Here is a 25,845-nt window from a genome sequence, read left to right as displayed (position 1 = left end):
TGTGCTCTCTTTTTGTATATCCATTTACTGATGTTGCTGTCAGTCGGTGATAAGATAAGTTCAATTCTCAAGTTAGTTTTTTGTAAGATAATAGAATATCAATCGTATATAAGTATAGGGAAGTAGTAAATTATAATTCTTATTATTTCGATAATAATTATAAAAGTATGTTTTTTAACTAAAAATATAGCAATCTTTGATATATATGGAGGGAGCATTATGAAACGAGTTAAGGGTAGGAAAATAACCAACAGTAAGAAAGCAATGCTGGTAACAGCTATTCTAACCAGTCTTATTAGTGCGCCTTCCTGGACAGAGGCGGCTGAAGAGGCTGACACCTGGACTGTTAGCTATGGTGGCATACCGGTAGCAGAGCTTAATATATTGCATCAAGATGAGGGCTTAGGCTATGAAGGGGATTACTTTATTACACCAGCCGAATATGAGCTGGATGAATCACTGGTAAAAGGTAGCCTTAAAGCACTTTATTATTGGACGGATATGCTTAGCCTCAGGGGAAAAAATTCTACTCCGTGGCAAATTTATGTTACTACCCAAGAAGATCTTCAAAATGCCTCGGCCCTTTCTAATTTTTTCACTGCCAATGGAACTACAGATAAAATGGTATATCCAAATACAAACTATATTACAGAGTCATTTCAGGGAATACGTAATCTGACGCCCATTACCTTTGATTTAGCTGCCTCAGAAGATCCGTTTCCAGCTGGTGATTATGCTTATAGTAGAATAATTATTGGTAAATATATGGGGGCTCATCGTGAAGGTGCCATTGATGGATGGTGGGTAGACGGGGATACGGTGTTACCTACAAACGAACATGCGGCTGACTATATAGCAATTTTCCGTCACGAATTGGGTCATGCCTTAGGAATTGCTATAAATGATGTTACAACTGATGAAAATGGTGAAGAATTAAGTGGTGGGAACATTCCAGTTAATGATAAAAATGAGTATTACAAACGATTTGATGATAGCTTAAATAACTGGTCCAGTCATTTGGTGGACCAAAATCTGAATCCTGCCAAGCCTGGTATGCAAATTATGACCAGTGATTTCTTCAATGATTTAAAGAAAGACCATCCTGAGGTAAAGGAATCTGATTATTTTATCGTGGATAATGGAGAAGGTGACAATGGTGATAATCTGACTGGCAGACAAGGCTATGCCTTCTTTATTGGCAGTGATGTGACAGCTGCTCTTGATGGTGGCACCTTTTATGGGGTAAACGGTTTACCAGTCAAAGGCTGGGAAAAGGAGGATGGGATTTTCACTTTTGAGGGCTCCCACATCGAAACCGCTGGTATAATGAGCCATCGATCCTACCGGAATTATACTACCTTTTTAGAAGCGGAATTGGCTGTAATGAATGATATTGGATACGATATTGACCGCAAGGCATATTATGGTCGTTCCATTTACAATAATGGCAGAACATTAATCAATACCCAGGGCTACTTTGCCCGTAATGCTGACGGTACAGCCTATTTAAATAACACCTTCAGCAAGGTTCCTCTAGGTATCGGCCTACATATTTATGGTTACGATAATAATATAACCCAGGCGGCCAATATTCTGACTGTAGGCGATGGTGGTACTGGTGTCCGGGTGGATGGTGTAAACAATACTCTCATTATTCCGGAGAATACGGAAATTCACGCCGATGGCTATAGAGGAAATGGTATTCTGGTGGCCTATGGCCGCAATCATACTGTTAATCAGGCTGGTACAGTTACAGCTAATGGTGAAGGTGGTACCGGTATACGGTTTGACTTTGGCTCAAATTTATTAGGGGCCCCTGATAGTGAGTATCGCGGTTCCTATATTCGCTACTCTCGTGATATAGATGATGATGGCAATATAACTGAAGCTGAAAATCTAAAACTGACTAAAATGGATTCCGATGAGTTCAATTCTGTTGCCGATGAATTGAATGGGCCTATGGTGGATAACTATAATCTTTCCGGAACCCTTTCTGGTGATGAAAATGCCATTTACATCGGTAAAAATGCCTTCGTTAAAAATATAAATATTAATGATGGGGCCAAAATTTACGGCAATATTACATCGGATTGGAAGCAATTTGGTGATGCTGCCTATGAAGGAGCCTATGACGAAGACGAAGACAACGATAATCGTGATGTTTTGCGACTTCAGTATAAAGGAAACTTTGGAAAAAATGGATATTGGTATTCGGATTATATTCCTGATTTAGTTACCAATCTAAATTTTAATACTAATCTAACCTACAATGGCGATATTACCGGTGAGGATAATATGAAGGTCAATGTAAACAATGGAACATTGACCTATAATGGTACAGCTAATGTGGTTAGTGTTAATGTAGCGGAGGATGCAGCGTTGTATGGCGGAAATTTCATCGTAAATGAAATTTCTGATGATGACTTTGCTTCAGATTTTACAGACGATACTACAGGTAATTTCTATAATTACGGCTCCATAGGTGCCAATAGCGAAAACAGCAATATGAACATCGAGGGTAATCTGGTATCCAATGGCGAGCTTAGAGGCTTTGCCGGCGGTGATAATGGCCAGATTATTGTGGACGGAAAGGCATCTATAAATGGCTCCATGTTGTCGGTGACCAATGCCTTGCCAAATGAACAAATGGAAGTTTTACAGGCAGATGAAATAGAAGGTACTTTAGGCAATACTACAAAGCCATACGCAGCTACGGGTATGCTGAATACAATCGGCATCATTGATGGTACCACATTGAAGGTAACGACTTCTGCGTCTAATAATCTTGGCCCAATAGACAGCACCCAACAGCAGGCCTACGATGCCATGACGGATATGCAGTTGCATCTGTCAGCCAATGGAGATGGTCGTGTCAATGAAATGCGTGATTTATACAGTATGGATTCTGGTGAGGCCAAGGCAGCCCTTACGGCCATTGCATCAAGCCCAGCTCCAAACAACATGGTAATGACCCAAAGCAATACCATGACCAGTCATTTACTTTCCGCCCGTCTGTCAGAAGCCTTTGCTTCAAAAGAAGTTAAGGTGGCTATTCCAACCTCCAAGCTGGATGATGGTAAAGACGACAAGGCTTTGACCATGGATATGAAGCTGGCTCAGCCTGTGGACAATGATTTCTGGTTCAAGGTGGCCAGAAACTGGGGCGAAGGCAGTGGCAGCAGCTACTATCAGGGAACTACCATGGCTGGTGGCTGGGACCGTGCCTATGGAAAGCATTGGCGGGCCGGTGCCTTTGTTAGCTATGGTCAATTCTCCTTTGCGGACAATTTATCCCATAATGGGGTAAAGGATACCCGTGTAGGCCTGTATGGCGGTTATAGCAATGGGCCTCATAATGGCTATGTGTACTTGGATTATGGTTGGATAAACAATGATTTGACTCGTCGTCTTACCGGTCTGGATTTACAGGCAAAAGCAGATTATAACAGCCGCATCTTGGAGCTTGGCGGTGAATATAAATACGATTTAAATGCCAAGAATATGAAGATTTGGCATATCAGCCCTTATGCCAATGTACAGCTTTCCCAGCTGTGGCAGGATGGCTATACCGAACGTGGGGCCGGCATTTTCGGTCATCGTGTGGACAGCCAGTCCAATACCTATTTCGCCGGGGGCCTTGGCTTGGAATTTAAACGATATCTGAGCAAGGGCAGCTATGCCTTGCGTCTTGGCGTAAAGCATGCCTTCACTGGTGCTGATCCAAAGTTTACCTACGGCTATGTTGGTAATGATACCAAGCGTTATGAGCTGCGGGGACAGCAGGACAAGACCCATTTCATAATGTCTATTGGCGGCGAGGCTGAGTTTGCCCCTGGCTGGACTCTGGCTGGTGATTTGGCTTTCCAAAAGGGCAGCCACGACAAAGACATTATGGCATCAGTTACTTTTAGAAGAATGTGGTAAAAACAATTCTTGGGAATGATTGCAGGAATTTAACGTTACTTTGTAGAATATTTATTGGAGGATAATTATTTTCTATTCTCAAGGATAGAACTATAGGCAAGGAGGGATTATCATGTCGCAGTCAGGAAAATATCGCAAAATGATAAGAAAGCACGCTGCTGAACATGACCAGAAACAGGATAGATACGCATACAATATTTTGGCCAGTAAAATTGTGCTTGGCCTTGCTTTAGGGTGTCTTTCTGTCTTTCCGTCCGGAATTGCCTATGCTGATGAGGTCCCTGCAGAAACGGAAATTAAAACTAAAATTACTGCCATAAGTGGACAGGAATCTACTATTGTTAAAGAGGATGACTTATATAAGATTTATGCCCAGTTTGTCAGTGATGATGGTCTGGGGGTTAACCGTTTTAAGGAGTTTTCCCTTGGAAATGGTGACCGGGCCGATATGTACTTCAATATGAAGGACAGCAGTAATTATGCCAATACCTTGGTAAATATGGTTAATAACGAGGTTAATATTAATGGCGTATTAAATGCTGTCAAAGATGGTAAAATCGATGGCAATTTGTATTTCCTCAGCCCTGACGGAATTGTTGTGGGCTCTCAGGGGGTTATTAATGCTGGCAGTTTTACCGGTATGGTGGTACAGAAGGATGCCTTCAAGGAGCTATACAATGGTAAAGATAATTTAAACAAGAGTGGCGAAGAATTTGGGCTAGATGAAATTACTGCGCTGATGGCCAGTGATGAGGATAGCAAGCCAGCTACTACAGGTAATATTGAAGTATCCGGCCATATTAACACCCATAGTGGTATTGTTTTGGGAGCCGGGGTTATTGACATTAATGATGGTGCCCAGCTAAAAAGCATTAGCAATATTCAGTTTGAGAATGTTGTTAACAGCGAAATTGCCCAGCAGATTCCTCAAGGCTTAACTGCCTCTCAAAGAACAGATGGCAGTGGAGATATTGTCTTAAAGGCTGCCAGCTTCAAAAACGTAGATGACAGTGAATTGCCTGCATTAAAGGCCACTAAGGTAAAGGATAAGGACGAATACGAATTAAAGAACTGGGATAAGTGGGAAGAAGGATGGCTCAAGGAATTATTTGCCGCTGATAATGCGTCTTCTGTTACCAACAAGGGAAAAATAACTACTGATGGTGCGGTAAAAATATCTGCGGATGCCAATACTTCCTACAAGGAAGGTCAGATATTTGAATATCTTCAGGACCAGCGGACCAAGGATTTGGTTCAAAAGAAGATCCGTGAGTCAATAATTAAGGATGCTGCTTTAAGGTATGGCATGTACCTTTACCTAAAAAAGACTTCTGGCAAAGACTCGGCGGATTTGCTGAAGCCGGACTCCTCTCAATGGACCAAATGGATAGACCTGTTCCTGTTGGGCATTATGGAAGGCACTGGCAATCGGTCCAATGAAGCCAGCGTTTCACTGGGTGGCACGATTGAAGCTGAATCCTTGGATGCCAAAGCCTCAGCCAATCTGACCATGGATGTGAATTCCAGCGTTATGGCCAGAGCCTATACCAATGTAACGGGAAAGAATACCTCTGAGGTTACGGTAAATAAAGGTCTGGAGCTTAAGCAGGGCGAGGAAAAAATTGATGGTGTTAATTTGGCGGCGGACACCAATACCACTATTTTGGCAACTGCCAAAGGTTTGAATGTTCAGCGGAAGGAAGGCGATACTACCACGAAGCTTCCGTCTGTTTATGGTGCCGTGACTATTGTCAACTCCGAAAGCAGTGCAAATGTCAAGGTCAACGAAGAAATTCATACTGCCGGGGAATTTAAAGCCACAGCTAGTATGCAGGAGGATATGGAGGTTACAGCTTCCTCGGCCATGAATGAGGAAAGCGGTGTATTATCCGCCGGTGTGGCCTATGTAAATGACAAGACCAGTGCAAATGTTACCATCAACAAAGATATTTCCGCCTCATCCATTGATGTCAGTGCCAATAATACTGTCGCTAAGGATCTGATGACGGTAAATAATACCTTGGGTGTAATGTCGGGGCAGATATTTGATGGGGATACCCAGCCTGTGGAATTAAAGCCACTGGATAGCAGCCAGAAAAGCTCCCTGAATAAGTTTTTTGATAAATTGGTGGACTATGGGGATGAATTGGTAGGCAAGCTGAAAAAATACGGCGATGCCGGGGCCACAGTGGGTATTTTTAATCAGGAAAACAGCAGCAGTGTAGAGATTAACGCTGCTCTGGAGGCCATTAATGGTAATGATGAAAATGGTGATAATAAAGGCAATATTAATATAAATGCGGAAACCATGATTGGCGGCACAGATGATGACGGCAACCAAATCGGTGGTTTCCACATGAATGTAGTTAACTCCATGACCCACGCCAAGAGTTCGGATGGCAGTGCTGCCACCACCGGAGCTCTTATTAATGCTGCCGTACTGGTGGACAATGTAAAAAATAATGCCACTGTCAAAATAGCAAATGCTAAAGAGTCTAACGAAAATGATGACGATGCAAATGATGAAATTGATGAAATCGGTGAAAATCCTGTAGCTTCCTTGTATGCTTCCGGCAGTATAAACATTAACGCCCAAGCTCACATGGACTATAACCCGGCAGCTGAAGGATTGTATAACGTAAAGGAAGCCTGGAAACAGGTGAAAGAATCCTACGAGGCAATAACTAATCTTCCACAGGATATAAAGGATGCCTATAAAGCTGCTTTGGAAAATTGGGATGAAAATGTTAAAGCCATCGATTGGAGCGACCCTACTAAAATTCCTTCTACACTATCCAATTGGGAAAAGCTTAAGGAAGCCATTGATAAGGTTAAGGAAGATGGCGAATTGGGTCTGGATATTAAGGCGCGCCTCATCAGCACAGCCGAAAATGCCCTTAATCTTACCCATCCTTCCACTTATACCCATTACCATGTTCGCACTGAGTCCAAGAACCAGTCTGAGGATGGCTCCGGCAATTTTACTGCCACTGGCTCTGTGCAAGTAAACGAATTACAGAATAATGCTGCCGTTTTAATTGGCGAAGAAACAACCATTAAAGCTGATGGCAATACCGGTATAAAAGCGGAATCTGGTACCTATACAGTTACCCTTACCGGTAAGGGGGGCGAATATGGTACTCTGGATCAGTCTGGCAAAGTGGGCATGGGGGCTAGTGTAGCTCATCAGGAGATAAACGGAACCGGCTTGGTTATGGTGGGCAAAAATACCATAATTGAAGGCAATGCAATAGATATTAATGGCGTCAACAATATGAAGCAGGTGGATATTGTCTATTCCTCCGGCAAGGCTGATACGCTTAATATCGGCGGTATGGTGAATATTGTAAAGGGCACAGGCAACAGCATTGTGTCTATTGATGATGAGGCAACGCTGACTGCCACCGGAAAACCGGATGGATCGGATGAAGGCAGTAATAATGGTACCATAAACCTCCATACGGAAAATAATACCACCATTAATGCCATTACCGGTGGTCTCACTTTGGGTGGACAGGATGCTGTAGGTGCTGTGGGTATTGGTGTCAACTATGTGGACTATAATACCAATAATATTGTACAGGTGGCAGATAATGGCGAAGGTATAAAGAAAGCTTCAGATAAAGCTGATGACACGGAAGAAAATAAGGCGGAAAACCGCACCACCAACCGTTCAGTACTGGCCCGTGAACTGGCCGAAAAGTTGGGCTCCGTGGATGATGATTTCTTTGGTGCGGCCACAGATTTTGAAGCTCCTATTGATGCAGAGGATGAAATCCTTTGGCAGGCCAATAAATTGGATGTTACTGCTACAACTACCGGTACTATAAACAGTATTGGAGCTGAAATAGCTGGAACCGCAGGCTCCGACAGGACTCTATTTGATAAGGGAAGCGACCTTATTCAAAAACTCGCCAACAAGCGTGATAAATTTGATAACTGGCTTAAAGGCAGCAAGCTTACAGACACTGTCAACGGCTCCAATGAAAGCAATAAGGAGGCTGACGATAAGAACCTTGGCGGTAAAGGAGGCTTCAGACTGTCTGCAGCGGGAAGTGCCGCTATAAATAAGGGAATCAACGATACTGCGGCAACTGTAGATGGAATTATAATTGAGAAAAATGAAGCTGCTAATTCTTCTTTGACCGAAGTGGCAGTCAGTGCTACTGACAACACCTTCCTTGGCTCCTTCGCCGGGGGAGCAGCTTATAATGCCCTGAAGAAAAACGAAAGTCCTTCAGTTGCTGTTGGTGGAGCTGTGGGCTATGTGAATGCTGCCAGAACCGTGGATTCACTCATAATGAACACTCAGATTGAAGGAGCCGACAGTGTTTCCAATACGGCAGAAAAATCTGGTACAGAGGTGGCCAGCGGCCTGGCCCTGGGTGTTAATTCCAGCAGCGGCAGCAATCTCACAGCCAGTGGTTCCGTATCCTACAACAACGTTAATAATAATGTCAGAGCCATGATGCTTGGTACTGACGTAAACAAAAACTTCGAGGGTACGACAAAGACTAATATTACAAACACTGCCACAGCTAGCAACTGGCAGCTTGCTGGTGGCTTGGCGGCCAACTGGACAGGCAGTGATGGTACCTCTGTCAATTTGGGTGGCTCTGTATCCATCAGCGATCTGTCCAATAATCTGGTCAGCATGATAAGTGGCGGAGAATACAAAAAAATAGATGCCTTTTATGTGGAAGCTGCCAAGTCTATAAATCATCTTAACGTGGCAGTTGCCGGTAGCAAGGGTGGCGGCAAGTCAGCCATTGGTCTTGACGGCGCTGTGGCCTACAATGAAATTAATAATAACGTTCAGGCAGCTGTTCGCAATGGCACCCAAATAGACGCCAGCGGGGATGTGTCTTTGATTGCCCATGACAAGGAGATAGAAAAGCCTAAAACCGATGCCAAAAAGGAAGAGCTGAAGGCCAACGGCATTGATGTTAATAACATTACTGACAAGTACGTTGCAACTGCAGCCAAGAAAACCATCAACAACGAAGCAGTTGTGGATGAAAACAACAACAAGGAAATAAAAGAAAATACCGATAACAATGCCAATACTACCATTCCAGGAAGCAGTCTGGTGCTGAACGTGGCTGCGGGCATCAATTTAAGTGGAAATGGTGCCGGCGTAGGTGTAGGTATTGACGATATCAAGAATAATCTGTCAGTGGATATCACTGGAGCAACCTTAAAGGGAGCTTCTATTTATACCACCACCACCAATCAGACGAAGATTGTGGGAACAGCGGCAGGTGCTTCCATTGGTTCCAACTACTTTGGCGGTGCAGGTGGCATAAGCTGGCACAACGTTACCAATAACAACAAGGTGAACATTACGGATAGCAGCTTGTCTGCAAATGCTGTCAGTGCCTTAGCGGATAATAAATCCAGCATTGTTAGCGTGGCCGGTCAGTTTAACGCGTCCACCAATGTTGGTGTTGGTATGACCTTTGCCAATAATGATATGAATAATACCACCGGTGTATACGTAAAGGGTGGGGAAATTAAATTTGGGGCCAACGAATCTGATGGTACCCTTGATTTGAATGCAAAAAATAATACTTATGTCCTTGCAATAGGTGCCGGGGTTGGTGCCTCGAAGTTTAACTTAAATGGTGCAGTTGCAGTAAACGAAGGAAGCAACAGCAGTGAGGCGATTATAAGCAAGGGACAGAAGGGTACTGAAATTGTCAATGTAAAGGGACTGAAGGTTAATGCTGAAAATACAACCTCCAAGACTACAATTGCCGGTGGCCTTAACATCTCTGTAGGTGGTGTAGCCGGTATCGGCGGTGGTGTGGCCTATGCTAATATCGGTAAAAAGAACCAGCGGGAAACTACTCAGGCCCTGATTAAGGACGCCGTTATTAATGCTCCAAAGGATGATACTGCCCAAATGGATGTATTAGCCAACGATAAATCCAGAGCCACAACTGTAGGTGTTGGTGTTGGTATTGAGGGCAGTGTAAATCTTCAGGGCGGTGTAGCCCGTACCAATGTTTATAAAGATGTAAATGCCGGTATGGAAAACACTTCCGTAAATGAAAAGAAGGCTGCTAATCAGGAAGTTAATTCTAGTGCAATTTTGAATATTAAGGCTACCTCTGATATCAACAATAAGACTGCTGGGGCAGCTTTGGCTACCGCCTTTTCAGGAGTTTTGGCCGGTGGTGTAGGTCTTTCCTTTAACGATGTGGACCAGAACACTAAGGCATTTTATAACTATCTGAACACTCCTGCGGCACAAGCCAGCAATTTGTATAATCTGGATATTAATTCTACCTCCAATACAAAGCTGTTGGGTATTGGCATTGGTTTGGCTGGGGCAAATACCTTTGCTATTGGTGGTTCATACAGCTATAACAATATCCGTGGCAATACTACTGCGGAAATGAATAAGACAAATATAATCAGTAGCAATAATATTGGCGTTGTAGCCCAAAGTGACGATGCTATTTCCTCCATTGCCGGTGTTATTGCAGGAGGTGCCGGCGGCGGGTTTGGTGTTTCTGTGGCCAACAATCAGATCACCGGGGATACCCTGGCAGCTGTCAAGGACAGCAAATTAGTCACCTGGACCAGTGATTCCGAAAATGCTGCTGAATTCGAAAAATATAAGATTTCTGTAAATAATGGCATGAAGTCTGCTGATAAGAATAAATCTGATGGTATTATCAGCGGTTCCGTAAGCCGTGCCACCTTTGATCCTAGTCTCCTTAAGTCTGCCCGTACAAATTCCAAGCTTAGTGGTTTGGTGGTGGACAGCAGCTCTACCCATGCTATAGCAGCTGATGTCCTTACAGGTGCCGGGGGAGCCATAGCTGGTGTAGCTGGAACATTTAACGAAAATTATATTTCCGGCGATACCAAGACTAGCTTAAATGATACCTCTGTAAATGAAGGCGCTGATATCGATCAATATAAAAATGTATCTGTAAAAGCATCAGACTACAATAATATTGGTTCCTTTGAAATGGGTGCTGCCGGTGGCGGTAATATAGGCTTTGGTGCTAACCAGAACAGCAATATTTTGGGCCGCGTTGTGCTTGCAGAAAGCGATTCCAAAAAAACCACCAATGTAAAGGCCTATAATTTTGACCTACAGGCCATTTCCAAGCAAGGAATTTCCAATTTGGCCGTAGCCGGTGGTTTGGCTGTAGAGGGTGCTGCCCTTAATGCAAACCTGATTCATGATGATCTTTATATGAATGTTTCGGCTAAGGTTAATAATCTTAATTTGAGTTATGAAAACAAGGCTAATGTCTGGGCCGAAAACGAAAGCCGTATCTATATGGATACATACGGAGTCTCTTTATCTGGTGTGGGAGTCTCTGCAGGCTTTGGTCTAAATCTTTTGGAACAGAAAACTGTTGTTGCGGCCAGTGTTTCCAACAGTACCTTATCTGATACTGATGGTTCACAAAAGGATGATGCAGCGGCAGAGGTTAAGGCACGTAACAATACTATCCAGAGTGCTGCTTTGCTTTCCGGTGGCGTTGCGGGATTGGGCGGCAGCTTGAATGGAACAGTAAATTATAACAAGCATACCGCTGACGTGTCCGTATCTATCAATAAATCTAAAATTGAATCGGGAGCAATAAGTGTAAGCTCCCATGACACCATAAAAGCTGATTATTCCAATGATGCTGCCCAGGTCGGTCTTTTGGGTGGTGCAGGGGTTAACAGCGCGATTACAACAATTGCAGATAAATCCAATATCAATATTAGTAATAAAAGTGAACTTTCTGCCAGGAAGGGCGTTAGTGTAGATGTGGGTATTGACCGTGATATTGATACAAGCATGCTTAACCTTTCCCTTGGTGGTGTGGCAGCCGGCGTTAACCATATAAACACTTCTATTAATACAAGTATAACGGCGGATAAGGAATTACAGGACAAAATCAGCACCGCCAATGCCCAGGACAAGAATAATACCGGCAGCTTCGTTGGAATGAGCGCCAGCGAGCGTCAAAAATCAAGAGAACGTACAGCCTTTAAAATTGATACCAATTTGAAGGGGACCGCATCAGGAGCTAATCTTTCTGTTACTGGCTCCAGTATTAATGCTGCTGGTGGCATGTTGCACATTGACGCCACTGAGAAAAACAGGCTTAATCTGAATGCCAAGGGGGCCAGTGTGGGCCTTGGAGCCTTTGTGGTAACCCATGCTACTGCCAATGTGAAAAATACTGCCAATGTTAATTTTGACAGTGCCACTTTGTATGGCCAAAATGTAGAGATTTTAGCCAATACCGTGGATAAACAGCGGGACAACAATGATAAGAAGCCTGGTATTTATACTCAGGGTGCTGTAGGTACTTTGGGGACTAAAATAGCTGCCAACGCTATTAACAGTACAGTGGAAACCAGCGGTACTACCGGGATTAATGTTAAGAATACCCATATTACTACTGAAAGTGATATGAAGATTAATGCCAATAACGCCATTACCGCCAATACTAATGTATATGGTGTGGCAGCTGGCACAGCTTCGGTAAATGCAATTAATACTGGTATTACCAATACCAGCGCCGTGGCCGTTAATATTGAAAATACTGATGCAAGCAAAACCTATAGCATCAATACCACGAAGTCAGATGGCAAAATCAATATTAATGCCATCAAGACAGGTAATTTTACTGCCAACAGCACAGGAATTGCTGCGGGGCTTGCTTCTGCGGGCTGGAACAGTACCTATGTGAAGGATAGCAGCACTTCTCAGATAAACATAAAGGGGAAAAATTATTTATTCGAGGCAGATGCCCTGTCCTTCCAGACAGCCAATGCTCCGAAGCTGAAAACAGATATTGATAATCATGCCGCTGCTGTAGTAACCGGAATGGCTTCCAAGGCTACAGTAGAGGCTAATAGCAGTGCCCTGATTAATGTGGCAGACGACAACTTCTTTAGTGCCGGGTCTGTATTCTTTGGGGCTCAGGTGGGTAAAAAGGACGAAATTACGGCTACCTCCAAGCTGCGCAGCGTAGCTGTGGCTGGTATGGCTGTGCCAGGGTACAGTGGTGATGAGTCTAATATTACTACTAAAACCAATGCAGCCATCAATATTGGCAAGGAAGATTATTCCTATACAATTAATAATAATGCCAATAACAATAATGAGAATAATTCGGAAAATGAAGATAATACCAGATATGCCACTTTGACCATTGATGCCACCAATATGACCTCACGTCAAAATGATATCAGTAATGTTACTGTAAGCGGACTTAAGTTTGCTGCTGGTGGAATAAAAGGCACCACCAGGGCTGAAGATCTGGTAAGTACAACTGCAGGTGGCGGTGATGTCAATAAGCTGGTAATGGGAGCAACGGGCAATTCCTATACGGATTCCTATGTACGTGGCTCCGGCGGCGGTTTGATGGACTATGGTACTAATGCCAAGGCTATCACTTATTTTGATAATTCAGCCACTGCAAATATTTATGGTAAATGGTTTGCTCAGGATAATGTCTACGTTAACGCCAAGCAATTCGATTCCATGGATACCCAGACCTTCTCGGCCAGTGGCGGAGTTCTTCAGGGCAGCGGCGTATATACTTCACTGAATATTGGCGACAAGGGGCGCATCACCTCAGCCAACATAGCCAATGGGGCAGACATTACTGCCAACAAGGTATATGTTGGTGCAGAAAACAACATCAATACCAATAAAAACAACAAGTATAGCAGCCGTCTCGATATTACGGCAGGTAATGCTTTGGGTATGTCCGTACTGGAAAGTAAGGATGTAATCAAGAAGGGAACCCAGGTGAATATTGGCAACAACGTCAAGGTCACCACCGTTGGTACCCAGGAATATGAGGCGCTTAATAAAGATGCATTGAAGAACTACGCTACAGGCCTAAATGCCGGTATAGCGGAGTCTATTGTGGTGCAGTCAAGAACGGATTACACATCTGCCAATAAGGTTACCTTAGGAACAGGGGCAACTCTGACTTCCAATGGCAGTTATGATGTTGCCGGTGTAACCCTGGCTGCCTCTGACGATATTAACAGCACTGTTCATGCTGAGGGCAAGGTGGCTGGTGGAGCTGGTGCTGGTCCAACGGCAATCACCGAGCATAAGATTAATCGCAGTAATGCAGTGGAAGTTAAGGGAACCATTAAGAGCAATAAGGATATAAACCTTTATGCCGGGGCTGATAATAACGGCAGCAAGTCCAATGTTAAGCAGCTTACCATAGCAGATGCCCACAATGATACTGCTGTTCCATTGGGATGGCGTCGTGATCTGATTGTGGAAAACCGTCGTAATAACAGCGTGCAGGTTGAGAGCGGTGCAATAGGGGAAGCTCTGCGTAATATTAACATTAAGGCTGCCAATGGTACGGAAAATATTCTTAAGCAGGCCAGCTATCATACTATTTATGGTGGCGAAGGCGGCGATGGAAAAGCCATACCTGTTGTAAAGACAGCCAGTGATGGAAATGTAAATGTTGATAGGTTTGTAAATGAATCCACCAATTATGCCAAGGTGGATGGTTCCCTGTTGGCTGGTTTCCAGGACAAGATTAATGTTACTATTACTGGACAGGTGGTACCAAAAGACCTTCTGGGACATAATGATATTGCTGATGTTAACGATGCTACCAAGATTGTGGAAACCCATGATGTAACAGCTAAAGGCAACAATCCATCCTACACCATTTCCATAGTGGATGACGAGGGCAGACACTACACGGAATTGGAAAAAGCAGCGAAGCAGTACACTGGCAGCTATGCCAATGTATTAGCTGAACGCTGGAATGAACTGAACAAGCTGATTTCTGCCTATAATGGTAAAGACGGTAAGGGCGGTGACGACAAAACGGCTATCGCTTATGCCGGATATTTGGCTGAAATGCAGCTTTTGGAGGCCAAACTTAATTCCTTGGGGCTTATGGAGGAAAAGGTTGTTGATGGTAAGACCATTAAGGTGCCTGTTACCGAAGGTTATGATATTCCAATCGTTGCCTTGCCAGGATTGATGGAAGCCAGTGGCGGTACCATAAATGTGGACGCCAACAACTTCTATGGCAAGGGTTCAGTGGTTGCCAAGACCAATCCTGAAGTAAAGGTGGAAAATAAATCCAATGCCTATTTGGTGGTAAATGATATTACCATAAAGGATAAAGGCCAGGGAGTCATCTACCGTGACAATATAATAAAATCTGATGCCAATGGCAAGAATCAGATAAAACAGCTGAACAGCGATAAAAAATACGATGTTTCCTACAGTAAGCTAAAGTCTGGCACCGATGGCAATACGGGGGTAAATATTCTCTCGGAAAATCCTTCTCTCAGCGGAATTACCTTGACCGATAAGGTTACAAAGGACGGCAAGATAACCTATGTTAATAGTGTCTTCAACGGCATGGGCGCCATTGAGATTGCCGGACATGTAAACGCTGGAACTACAGATGTAACCATCACGAATAAAAATAAAACTGGCGGCGATATCATCATCAATGGCTCTGGCACCAAGGCCACCGGTATTGATGGTCATAGCATAAGACTGACAGCCCAGTATGGCAGTGTAAACCAGAGCTATACCAAGGGTGTGGTCAATGTTGGTTCTACGCCGCAGGAAGTGTACAAGAGTGCCAATGATGCTGCTATTAACAACATAAAAAATGATTGGGGCAACGATTATGCTACTAAAAAGCATAAAGAAGTGACAGTTGATAGCCCTGCAGCTCAAACGGATAGTGAAAAAGCAGCAGCAAAATCCGGACGTATTGCCGGAAGCTCCATATTCATTGCGGCAGACGCTATCAATGTAAATGGTATTTTACAAAGTGGTTATGGCCAGTACAAAGCCGTTATAACGGAAGAACAGCTGAACGCTGCCAAGACAGCGGCCAAAAATCAGGACTTTAGTAAATCCAAGCTTTTTGAAGGCCGCCGTATCTATATGGTAAATGAGGGAGGCACAGACTGGGAGGCTGAACGGGCAACTGATGGCTCCCTGGTTTATAATGTCCAGATTTTCTATGACCCTGATAATGATACCCTGTTGGCAGAAGATATTGATGCTCAGGGAGGCAAAGTATACCTCGCTGGTCGTATTATCAGCACCACCGGTGGCAAGATTTTTGCCGTAGATGGCGGTGCTGATATCAGCATTGATAATCAGACGAATGCTTCCATGCAGTTAGGTAAGGTACTCAATAATAATATTAATGGTGAAGTGACATTAACAACCGTATCCTTGGATAACAATGGCAAGGAAGTGGTTACCACCAAGAAATATACCACAGAGGGAGTTACCACCTCCACGGGATTTAATCCTGGAGTGCTGAACACTGACGTACATGGCCGCAACTATACCTTTAAGCCGGAGGCAAACAGCCGGTATAACTGGACGGTTGGTTCTGAATCCACCACTAATACCCATTATTATTATCGTGATACCAGTATTTTACATCTTGATTTTGCCACCTTTGAATCAGAGACTGGCAAGGCCAAGAAGACGGTTACCGTCAATGATGCCAAACCGTTGCCTAATGGAATATTTGTATCCACAGGGACGGGACCGGATTACAAGATTGTAGCAGACAATGTTGTACTTAAGAATCAACGATTAAATTATAACGTTACCTCCAAAAATAAAGTTCTTTGGAAGAATTATTATTACAACTGGGATGTTAAGACTGGTTCCAGTCAGACCTATGTATCCAGTATAAAAGCAGATAAAGATATTGAGATTAAATTTATAGGTCAGGATAAAGGAACGATTAATTTGAAGAGCGGAGGCGATATAACCCTTAATGGAAATATTCGCAATAACAATGTAGAAGGTACTATTGATATTACTTCCAACAAGGGTGCCCTTAAAGCCAATAATGGTGTATCTATTTTAGGAAATAAAATTTCACTTAACACCCAAAAGGATATTGCAAACATCAATATTGAAACCCTTGACAAGGAAACAGCTGTACAGCTGGGTGCTATTACCCGTGATGGAAATATAGGCATTAATGTTACCGGTAATACGGAAATATCCACTATTGAAGCCAAGGGTACTGGTGATCCTATGGCTGGCAACAATAATGTTAAATTGGAGGTCAGCGGCAATATTGAGCAGATTGCCGGTGAAGGTATTATTGGTCAACGTATAGATATTACCAGCCAGTCAGGTGGCATCGGTAATCTTGACCAGGCTTTGAAGGTGCATGCTGGTCAGCAGGCACTTAATAATGATCCTCTCAGTGCCAGCGTTAATGCCACGGCGCAAAAGGATATATTCCTGGCACAGAATACTACAGGCAACGATAAAGATAATGATATGCGTATAGGGGTCATTCGTTCTTTGGCTGGTGATGTTACCCTAAAAAATGAGGGTGGCAGCTTTGAGGATGCCCTGCCATATACCGGCGAAGAAGCCAGTGATGAAACCACAGCCCGTATCCAGCGGTGGATTGATTCCGGCCTTATTGCGGGACCAGATCGGAATAACGCCTATATCCGTAAGCTGGAAAAGAATGTTTCCGATTATGAGCATGATGTTAAGGAAAGCTTTGCTGATTATGAGCAAATGAAAGCCTTGCATGATGACCTGGTGGCTAAATATCCGGATAATTACAATGAGAAGTGGGTGGAGAATTATTCAGAGGAGTATCGCCTTGCCTATGAATCTCTGCGCAGTGAATACGAACACTATACTGATAGTGACGATTATCTTGATCATTTGGCCGCAGATACCAATAGTGACTATGCCAAGCTGAAGGCTGCGGCAGAAAATCCAACCTATAAGTGGACTCAGGATGAGCTGCTCTACGCTCTGCGCAGTGAAATGATTAATAAGGAAGTGGGCTCCACTGACAGCCGGGATAAAATTGCCAATATATCTGGCAAAAATGTCACTTTATCTGGTAAAAATATTGGCAGTAATGAGACTCCGCAAAGCATTACTTTTGACCAGCTTAAAAACGGCTATAGTGCTGATGGCAAGACTAATGTGGACTATCTGAAGATTTTGGCCAATTCTGATGCTTCAGATGTAATCCGCCTAAAGGACGAGAACGGAAAGGATTATTTCCGCGTGACTGGTACAGCCCCAGTTGGTATTAATGCAACTGGAACGGTAACTGCCACTGCAACTGCAGAGGATATTTCAATGTCTGGCCGGAAGGCCACGGATGATGGAGCTGCTTCTGTGCTGAAGCTTGGCGAAGTACAGGCAGATAAGGGCTTTGTTCGTATTTTGGGCAAAGAGGGAATTGAAAATGCTTTGACAGACCAGGCCTACACTAATGTAATTGCCGGCAAGGATATCCTGCTGGAGGGTGGCGAAGGTGCAATAGGCTCCGAAAACAAACCTATCACCGTACAGGCAATTGGTGAAACAACCGGTGATCTTAGTGCCCGTTCCAATAAGAATCTCTATATTAAAAACAATGGATTAAATCCTCTATCTGTGGGAAGCATATATACCCCTGATAGCGTAACTCTTTATGCTGGCAACGGTCTTGTTGGTAGTAAGACATCCATAGATGGAGTAGTTCCATACATTAATGCCCAAAATCTCTACTTGAATGGTATTAATGGTGACAGCCGCAGTGATCTTGGAACTGCAGAACGTCCATTGTATGTACTGGGCAACAGTGTCAATATTCAGGCTACAGGCAACAGCGCACATTTGAAGGGCGTTAAGTATGACCCTGATAATATCGTGCTGGGCGCCATTGACATGAAGGAGGATTTTGTACTGAATACAGCTGGTACCATCACAGTAAGCAATAAGGCTGCTGCCAAAAAGATCACCTTAAGTGGTGATAAGGGCATTGTGATGTCGGAAGCTGAAAAAGAAGATACAGCAGAAAGCTATATTAATGGAGCTGAAGAAGTCAATCTTAAGGCTTCAGAGGGTGATATTGGCTCCAAGGATAATGCATTGAGGCTGCTTAATAATGGGGGTAAGATATCTGTTGCTGGTGCAAACGGTTATCTTATTGGCTTAGAGCGCTCTAATTTAAATACTGTTGACAATATGACTCTGGGTGCTGTTGGCACAGAAAACAGTGCTGGTATTACAGGTGATTTATGGGTTAAGAGCCAAGGTAATCTCACCACAAATGAAGTAATAAATGTTGGCGGCGCACTGACACTTTTGGCAAATAAAAATATTGATACCAAGGGCATTTTGACCTCTGGCGGTGATGTAAAAGTTAAGGCCAGTGATATTAAGCTGGAGAAAAACGTAGATACAAGTGGAAATATTAATGTTGATGGCAAGAATATTACCACAGAAGGTACGTTGACTTCTAATGAGGCAGTAAATTTGACTGCAACTGAGAACGTACAGGCAAATGGGTTAACGGCTGTTACAGATGTAGCCATTAATGCAATTGCTGTTACACTGTCAGGAGAAGTCGAAGCCACTAAAAATATTAGCATAACCGCAACTGGAGATATTACCACCACTAAGGCAATTACCGCTGGTAATAATATAACCGCAACAGGTAATAAAATTACTTCCAGTACCTGGACAGCTACCAATGGCAATATAACTGAAGATGCTGTAAATATTACTGCTAATGGCAAGCTGGAAGCTGGCAAGGCAGTGACTTTGACTGCAAATGAAGCTGTAACAACCAATGAAACTTTAGAAGCTGGTACGGATGTAGCTATCACTGCAACTGGAGATATTGATACGGCTAAAGCTATTACTGCTGGCAATAATATAACATTGACCGGAAAAGATATTAATTCATCTGGCAATTGGACAGCCAATAATGGCAATATTACTGTAGAAGGTAAGAATATTGCTAATAATGATGGTTTGTTATCTGCCACCAAAGCAGTAAATCTGACAGCAACTGAGAATGTAGAGGTAAAGGACGTGTCTGCGGGTGCTGATGTGGCCGTTAAGGCAACTACTATAACTTTGACAGGTGATGTTGGAGCCAGCAATAATATTGGAATAACTGCAACAGGTGATGTTAATACCAAAGCCATTACTGCTGGCAATAATTTAATTGTAAAGGGAGCAGATATTAATGCTTCCGGCAACTGGACAGCCACCAAGGGAAACATTACGGCTGAAGGCAAGAATATTACCACCAATGGTCAGTTAAGTGCTGATAAGGCAGTAACCCTGACTGGAACTGAAAAAGTTAATACTAAGGAAAGTCTGACATCAGGGGCTGATGTTACTGTTAAAGCAGTTACCATTGAGTTGGAAAAAGCCGTTGATGCTGGCGGAAATATAAAGGCCACTGGTAAGGATATTACAACTAGTGATAAGTTAAGTGCTAATAATGCAGTGACATTGGATGCAACTGGGGCAGTAGCTGCCAAGGGCCTGTCTGCAGGCACTGATGTAGTCGTAAATGGCGCAACTGTAAATTTGGAAGATACTGTTAACGCCACAAATAATAATGTAAATATTACTGCAATTGGAGATATTACATCTACTGCAGTTATTACTGCCGGCAATAATTTAACTGTAAAGGGAGCAGATATTAATGCTTCCGGCAACTGGACAGCCACTAACGGAAACATTACGGCTGAAGGCAAGAATATTACCACCAATGGTCAGTTAAGTGCTGATAAGGCAGTAACCCTGACTGGAACTGAAAAAGTTAATACTAAGGAAAGTCTGACATCAGGTGCTGATGTTACTGTTAAAGCAGTTACCATTGAGTTGGAAAAGGCTGTTGATGCTGGTGGAAATATAAAGGCCACTGGTAAGGATATTACAACTAGTGGCCAGTTAAGTGCTGATAAGGCAATAACCTTGGACGCAACCGGGACTGTAACCACCAATAAGACTGTATTAGCTGGCACTGATGTAGCCATCACTGCAACAGGGGATATTACCGCCGCTGAAGCTATTACAGCTGGCAATAATATAACACTGACAGGAACAGAGATTAATGCTTCTGGTAACTGGACAGCCAGCGATGGCAATATTACAGCTAAAGGCAAAAATATCTCCAATAATGATGGTTTGTTGTCTGCTACCAAAGCTGTAAACCTGACTGCAACTGAGAATGTAGAGGTCAAGGACTTGACTGCTGGTACTGATGCGGCCATTAATGGAGCAGCTGTTAAACTGTCAGGAGAAGTAGGCGCCAATAACAATGTTGATATAAGTGCAACTGGGGATATTACTGCCAAGAATATTACGGCCGGCAATGATTTAACTGTAAAAGGTGCAGATATAACCACTTCTGGTGATTGGAAAACTAACAGCGGCAATATTAAAGCAGAAGGCACGAATATCAAAAATGAAGCAGGTCAGCTGATTGCTTCCAAAGCAGTTACCTTGACAGCAACTGAGGCTGTGAATACCAAGGGCAGTGTTGCTGCTGGTACGGATGTAACCATTAAGGCAACTACTATTGAATTAGAAAATACAGTAGATGCTGGCGGAAACATCAATGCCAATGGCAAAAATATCACCACGGAAGGTCAATTGACTGCTCATAAGGCTGTTACCTTAACAGCAACTGAGGCTGTAGATGCCCAAGGTGGTGCTGTGGCTGGTACTGATATTGCCATTAAAGCAACAAATATTAATCTGACAGGTGAAGTAGAAGCCGATAACAATGTTGATATAACAGCAACTGAGGCGATTACTTCTACTAAGGCTATTACTGCTGGTAATGATATAACAATGACAGGAGTTAATATTGATGCTTCTGGTAATTGGCTTGCCACCAATGGCAATATAATTGCTAAAGGTACAGATGTTACTACTGGTGGTCAGTTGGCTGCCGGTAAGTCTGTTACTCTTACCGCAACCAATAATGTAGATGCCCAAGGTGGCGCTGTGGCTGGTACTGATGTTGCCATCAAGGCAACTAATATTAATCTGACAGGTGAAGTAAGCGCCAATAATAATGTTGGTATAACAGCAACTGAGGCTATTACTTCTACTAAGGCTATTACTGCTGGTAATGACATAACAATGACGGGAGTTAGTATTGATGCTTCCGATAATTGGTTTGCCACCAATGGCAATATAATTGCTGAAGGTACAGATGTTACTACTGGTGGTCAGTTGGCTGCCGGTAAGTCTGTTACTCTTACTGCAACCAATAATGTAGATGCCCAAGGTGGCGCTGTGGCTGGTACTGATGTTGCCATCAAAGCAACTAATATTAATCTGACAGGTGAAGTAAGTGCCAATAACAATGTTGGTATAACAGCAACTGAGGCTATTACTTCTACTAAGGCTATTACTGCTGGTAACGATATAACAATGACGGGAGTTAGTATTGATGCTTCCGGTAATTGGATTGCCACCAATGGCAATATTACAGCTGATGCTGATAATATTACTGCCAATGGCAAACTGGAGGCTGGAAAGGCTATTACCCTTACTGCAGATGAAGCTGCAGCTGCCAATGGCGGTATGAAGGCCGGTACCAATGCAATTGTTACTGCAGATACCATTAATCTCAATGGTGCTGTGGAGGCCACCGACAATATTGAACTGGAGGCTACAAGAACTATCACTTCTACTGGCAACTGGACAACCACCAATGGCAATATTACCGCCGATGGCACACAAATAACTGCCCAGGGCAATATTTCATCCGGAAAGGATCTTAAGCTGAATACCTCCGGAGGAGATATTACTATTACCGGAAATATTGGAGCCAAAGAAAATGTCAAGGCCTCCACTGAGAACGGGGCCTTGACAGTAGATGGTACGATACGTGCAGAAAATGGCAGTGTTAACTTGCTTACGGGATTTGATGAATATAATAATACAAATTCAAGTATAGTTGTTACTGGTAGCATTTTAGCCGGCAAGGATGTATATGCTTATTCCAAAAATGCTGATATCATAGTATCTGATTTGGGAAGCAATGTTAACGCTATCGAAGCTGGCAGAGATATTTCCGTAAAGACAAGTGGTGCGGGAAATATCGCACTGTTAGGTTCCTTGAATGCCATTAACAACATTGAAGCCGAGCTGATAAATCATAATGGTGATATTACTGTTGGTAACATAGAAGACAGTGATTTGGAATCCATGACAGCCGGAAATAATATTAATTTGTCCACTAATGTTGGTACCATCTACATTTACGGTCATACTCAGGCTATAAATGGTAATGTGGCCATGAAGGCTGCTAATGAAACCTATGATCCAAATGCTGGAGAAAACAACTTTGTTATTAAAGATCATGGTTCTGTAGAGGCTGGAAAGAATATTTCCCTTGAGGGCCGCAATGGAGATATTTCCATAGAGAACTATCTGAATGCAAAGGGCGGCTTGCAGGCAAAGATTGAGGGACAAGGCAATTTAAGCTTTGGTACGGATATCGAGGTTACCAATGATATTGAGCTTAGTACGGAGAAGGGTAATGTTGAGGTTGGCAAGAAGGTTAAATCCACTGACGGCAATATAAGCATTACTACTGGACAAGGTGCAATACATGTAGGCAGCCAGGGTGCAACAGAGGATGCTATAGCAGCCAAGGGAAATATTAACCTTGAAACCAAGGCTGGCACAGTGACTGTTCAGGGACATACCCGCTCCACCAATGGTGATGTAACTGTTTCTGCTTACGCCTCGGAATATCAGACGGGAGAAAGCAGCGTCATTATTGAGCAAAACGGTAAAGTGATTTCTGATGGTGGCGGTGTTACCATCAATAGTGGTAATGGTGATTTCCATATTACTGATACCGTCAATGCCAATACGACTTTGACTGTAAATACTGTAAATAAGGGTAGTATGTATTTTGACAAGGATATTGAAGTTACTGGTGATATAAATGCCAAGGTGGATGAGGGTGATGTTTATATTGGAAATTCTGTAACATCTACTGGTGGTAGCATCAATGTATCTGTTATCAAAGGTAATATTGATGTTGGTGATAATGATGCTGATGTTGAAACTATAACTGCCAACCAAAATGTTAATATTGAGACTGGTACTGGCAAGATTACCGTTTATGGTAAGACCTCTACCCAGGAGGGAGATATTTCCCTGTCTGCTGGTTCTGAGGCCTATATTCCAGGCGAAGATGGACTGAATATCATTATTGACCACAATGGTCTGGTGGATTCGGCACGGGATGTTAAGCTGACAACCAGAAATGGTGATCTCCATATTACTGAAAATATTATTTCTAAACGAAATACTGATGCTAATGTACCAAGCAAAGGCAGTATTTATTTCGACAAGGATATGGTTTCTGAGGGAGATCTGGTGACCCAAATCGATGAAGGAAGTATCTATACCAGAGATATGAAGGCCAAGGGCGATGTTATAGTATCCATAAAGAAGGGTGACCTTGTTCTCAATTCAGCTGAGGGAAATCATGTAGAAATCCTTTTGGGTGATAATACTGATGCATCCCGAATAAATACCATTCGTGCCAAAGCCAATGGCGATGGCAATACTGACGTGGTACTTTCGGGCAAGTATGTTCAGATTGGTACTGTTGAAAATACAGGGGGCAGTGGCAGTCCGTTGACTATGACAGTGCAAACCCCTGTTGGTCAGAATCTTGTTGAAACCTTTACCATTGATAAGCTTAGCTCCAATACTGGTACTAAGGTGTCCAAGCTGTGGACCAATAATGGTTATGTAAATGTGGATAAGGGGGCTGTGGATATTAGTGATGCTTTGGTAGGCAATAAATTCACCGTGAACAACAGTGCAACCAATATGGCTATTTATGGGCGTACTCCAACCCATGATGGTGAACAGCTTGTTTACTGGAACGATGCAAGTAAACTGTATCCTATGGGAAGAAGATACCAGTTGTTTGAAGATGGCGGCATAATTACCGACAACGCTCATTTAGTGGAAGCACACGACTGGCGTCTGTTACGTAGCAATAAATACACTGAAACCTACAGCGTAGTAGATATGATGCGAAATAATCTGATGCGCAAGGAGCATTATTACAAAGAGGTTCCACTGTCAATGTTTATACCAAAAGCACCTCGTCAATGGGTTGAGGTGAGTGGTGAAATTGTTAATTCCATAATTACAAAAAATGCTTCCAAGCAGGAAATAACAATTGAATAACGAATACTAATCTTAGTAACAGATTAATATAACTTATGTCCCTTATCTGATTTAAATTTTAGATAAGGGACTAAGTTATATTTAAATTAATAAGGAGGATGAATAATGAACAAGAATGCAGAAAATTTCAAAAATTATTTGGAGGAAAAGGACATCAAGATTTTTCAGGTAGAAGAAATAGAGGGCGATGAAAGGGAAACTGTAGTATTTCGTTCCAATATTTCCGTGGAGGGGCAGCAGCTTCCTACAGCTGTTATTATTGACAATAGTGTATTTGCGGCCATTCGCGTCCAGATTTCTCCAAAGGCAGTAACCGAGGAAAACCAGCTTGATTTGCTGAAGCTAATTAATGGTGAAAATTTGCAGTATAAACCATTTAAGTTCTATTTTGATGATAACGGTACTCTTTTGATGGACATCTGCCTTGTGGTTCCTGACGATGATTTGAAGGGTGAAACCGTTTACCTGATGTTTGAGATTATTATAAACTACCTTAATAATTCATATCGCAACCTTATGAAGACAATTTGGAAATAAAATCTGAACTTTACAGGATCATGTAAATAGCTTCCTGTATAATTCAAAGTGTAGACAACAGATAAGTCAAACTTAACAAAAAGAGATACCTCAGCTAAACTGTCATTACTGACCCTGAGAAGTTAGTAATAAACAGAAAAGAGAGGTATCTACAAAATGAAGTCTACACAAAACAAGAAGATCGAGCAAGTAAAAGAAACATCTATGATCGTCGGCATCGATGTCGGCAGTGAAAAACACTACTTCAGGGCTTTCAACTGGAGGGGGATCGAATTCACCAGAAAGCCTATCCCGTTCTCCAATTCTATGGCGGGATTTGACATGTTTCATTCGGCTGTGGCAGAGCTGATGGAAAACAACCATCTGGAGGA

The 25,845-nt window shown here is 42.9% G+C and carries 3 protein-coding genes and 1 pseudogene; all 4 read left to right on the top strand.

Annotated features, from left to right (window positions below):
• Positions 1-219: 219 nt before the first annotated feature.
• A complete protein-coding gene (locus B6K08_RS05835; RefSeq protein ID WP_143254847.1) occupies positions 220-3,924 on the top strand; it encodes an autotransporter domain-containing protein in 3,705 nt (1,234 codons plus the stop codon).
• A gap of 112 nt (positions 3,925-4,036) precedes the next feature.
• Positions 4,037-24,937, top strand: coding sequence for a hypothetical protein (locus B6K08_RS05830; protein ID WP_080325675.1), 20,901 nt, complete (start codon positions 4,037-4,039; stop codon positions 24,935-24,937).
• 105 nt (positions 24,938-25,042) lie between these two features.
• Complete coding sequence (locus B6K08_RS05825) at positions 25,043-25,474, top strand: hypothetical protein (protein WP_080325674.1); 432 nt, start codon at positions 25,043-25,045, stop codon at positions 25,472-25,474.
• Between the two features lie 156 nt (positions 25,475-25,630).
• Positions 25,631-25,845 (top strand): annotated as a pseudogene (locus tag B6K08_RS05820) (hypothetical protein); the annotation flags it as partial.

Source organism: Anaerovibrio lipolyticus DSM 3074 (assembly GCF_900141865.1).
Lineage (GTDB): Bacteria > Bacillota > Negativicutes > Selenomonadales > Selenomonadaceae > Anaerovibrio > Anaerovibrio lipolyticus.
The sequence above is the reverse complement of the archived record's forward strand: the minus strand, read 5'-3'. Positions and strand labels throughout refer to the sequence as shown.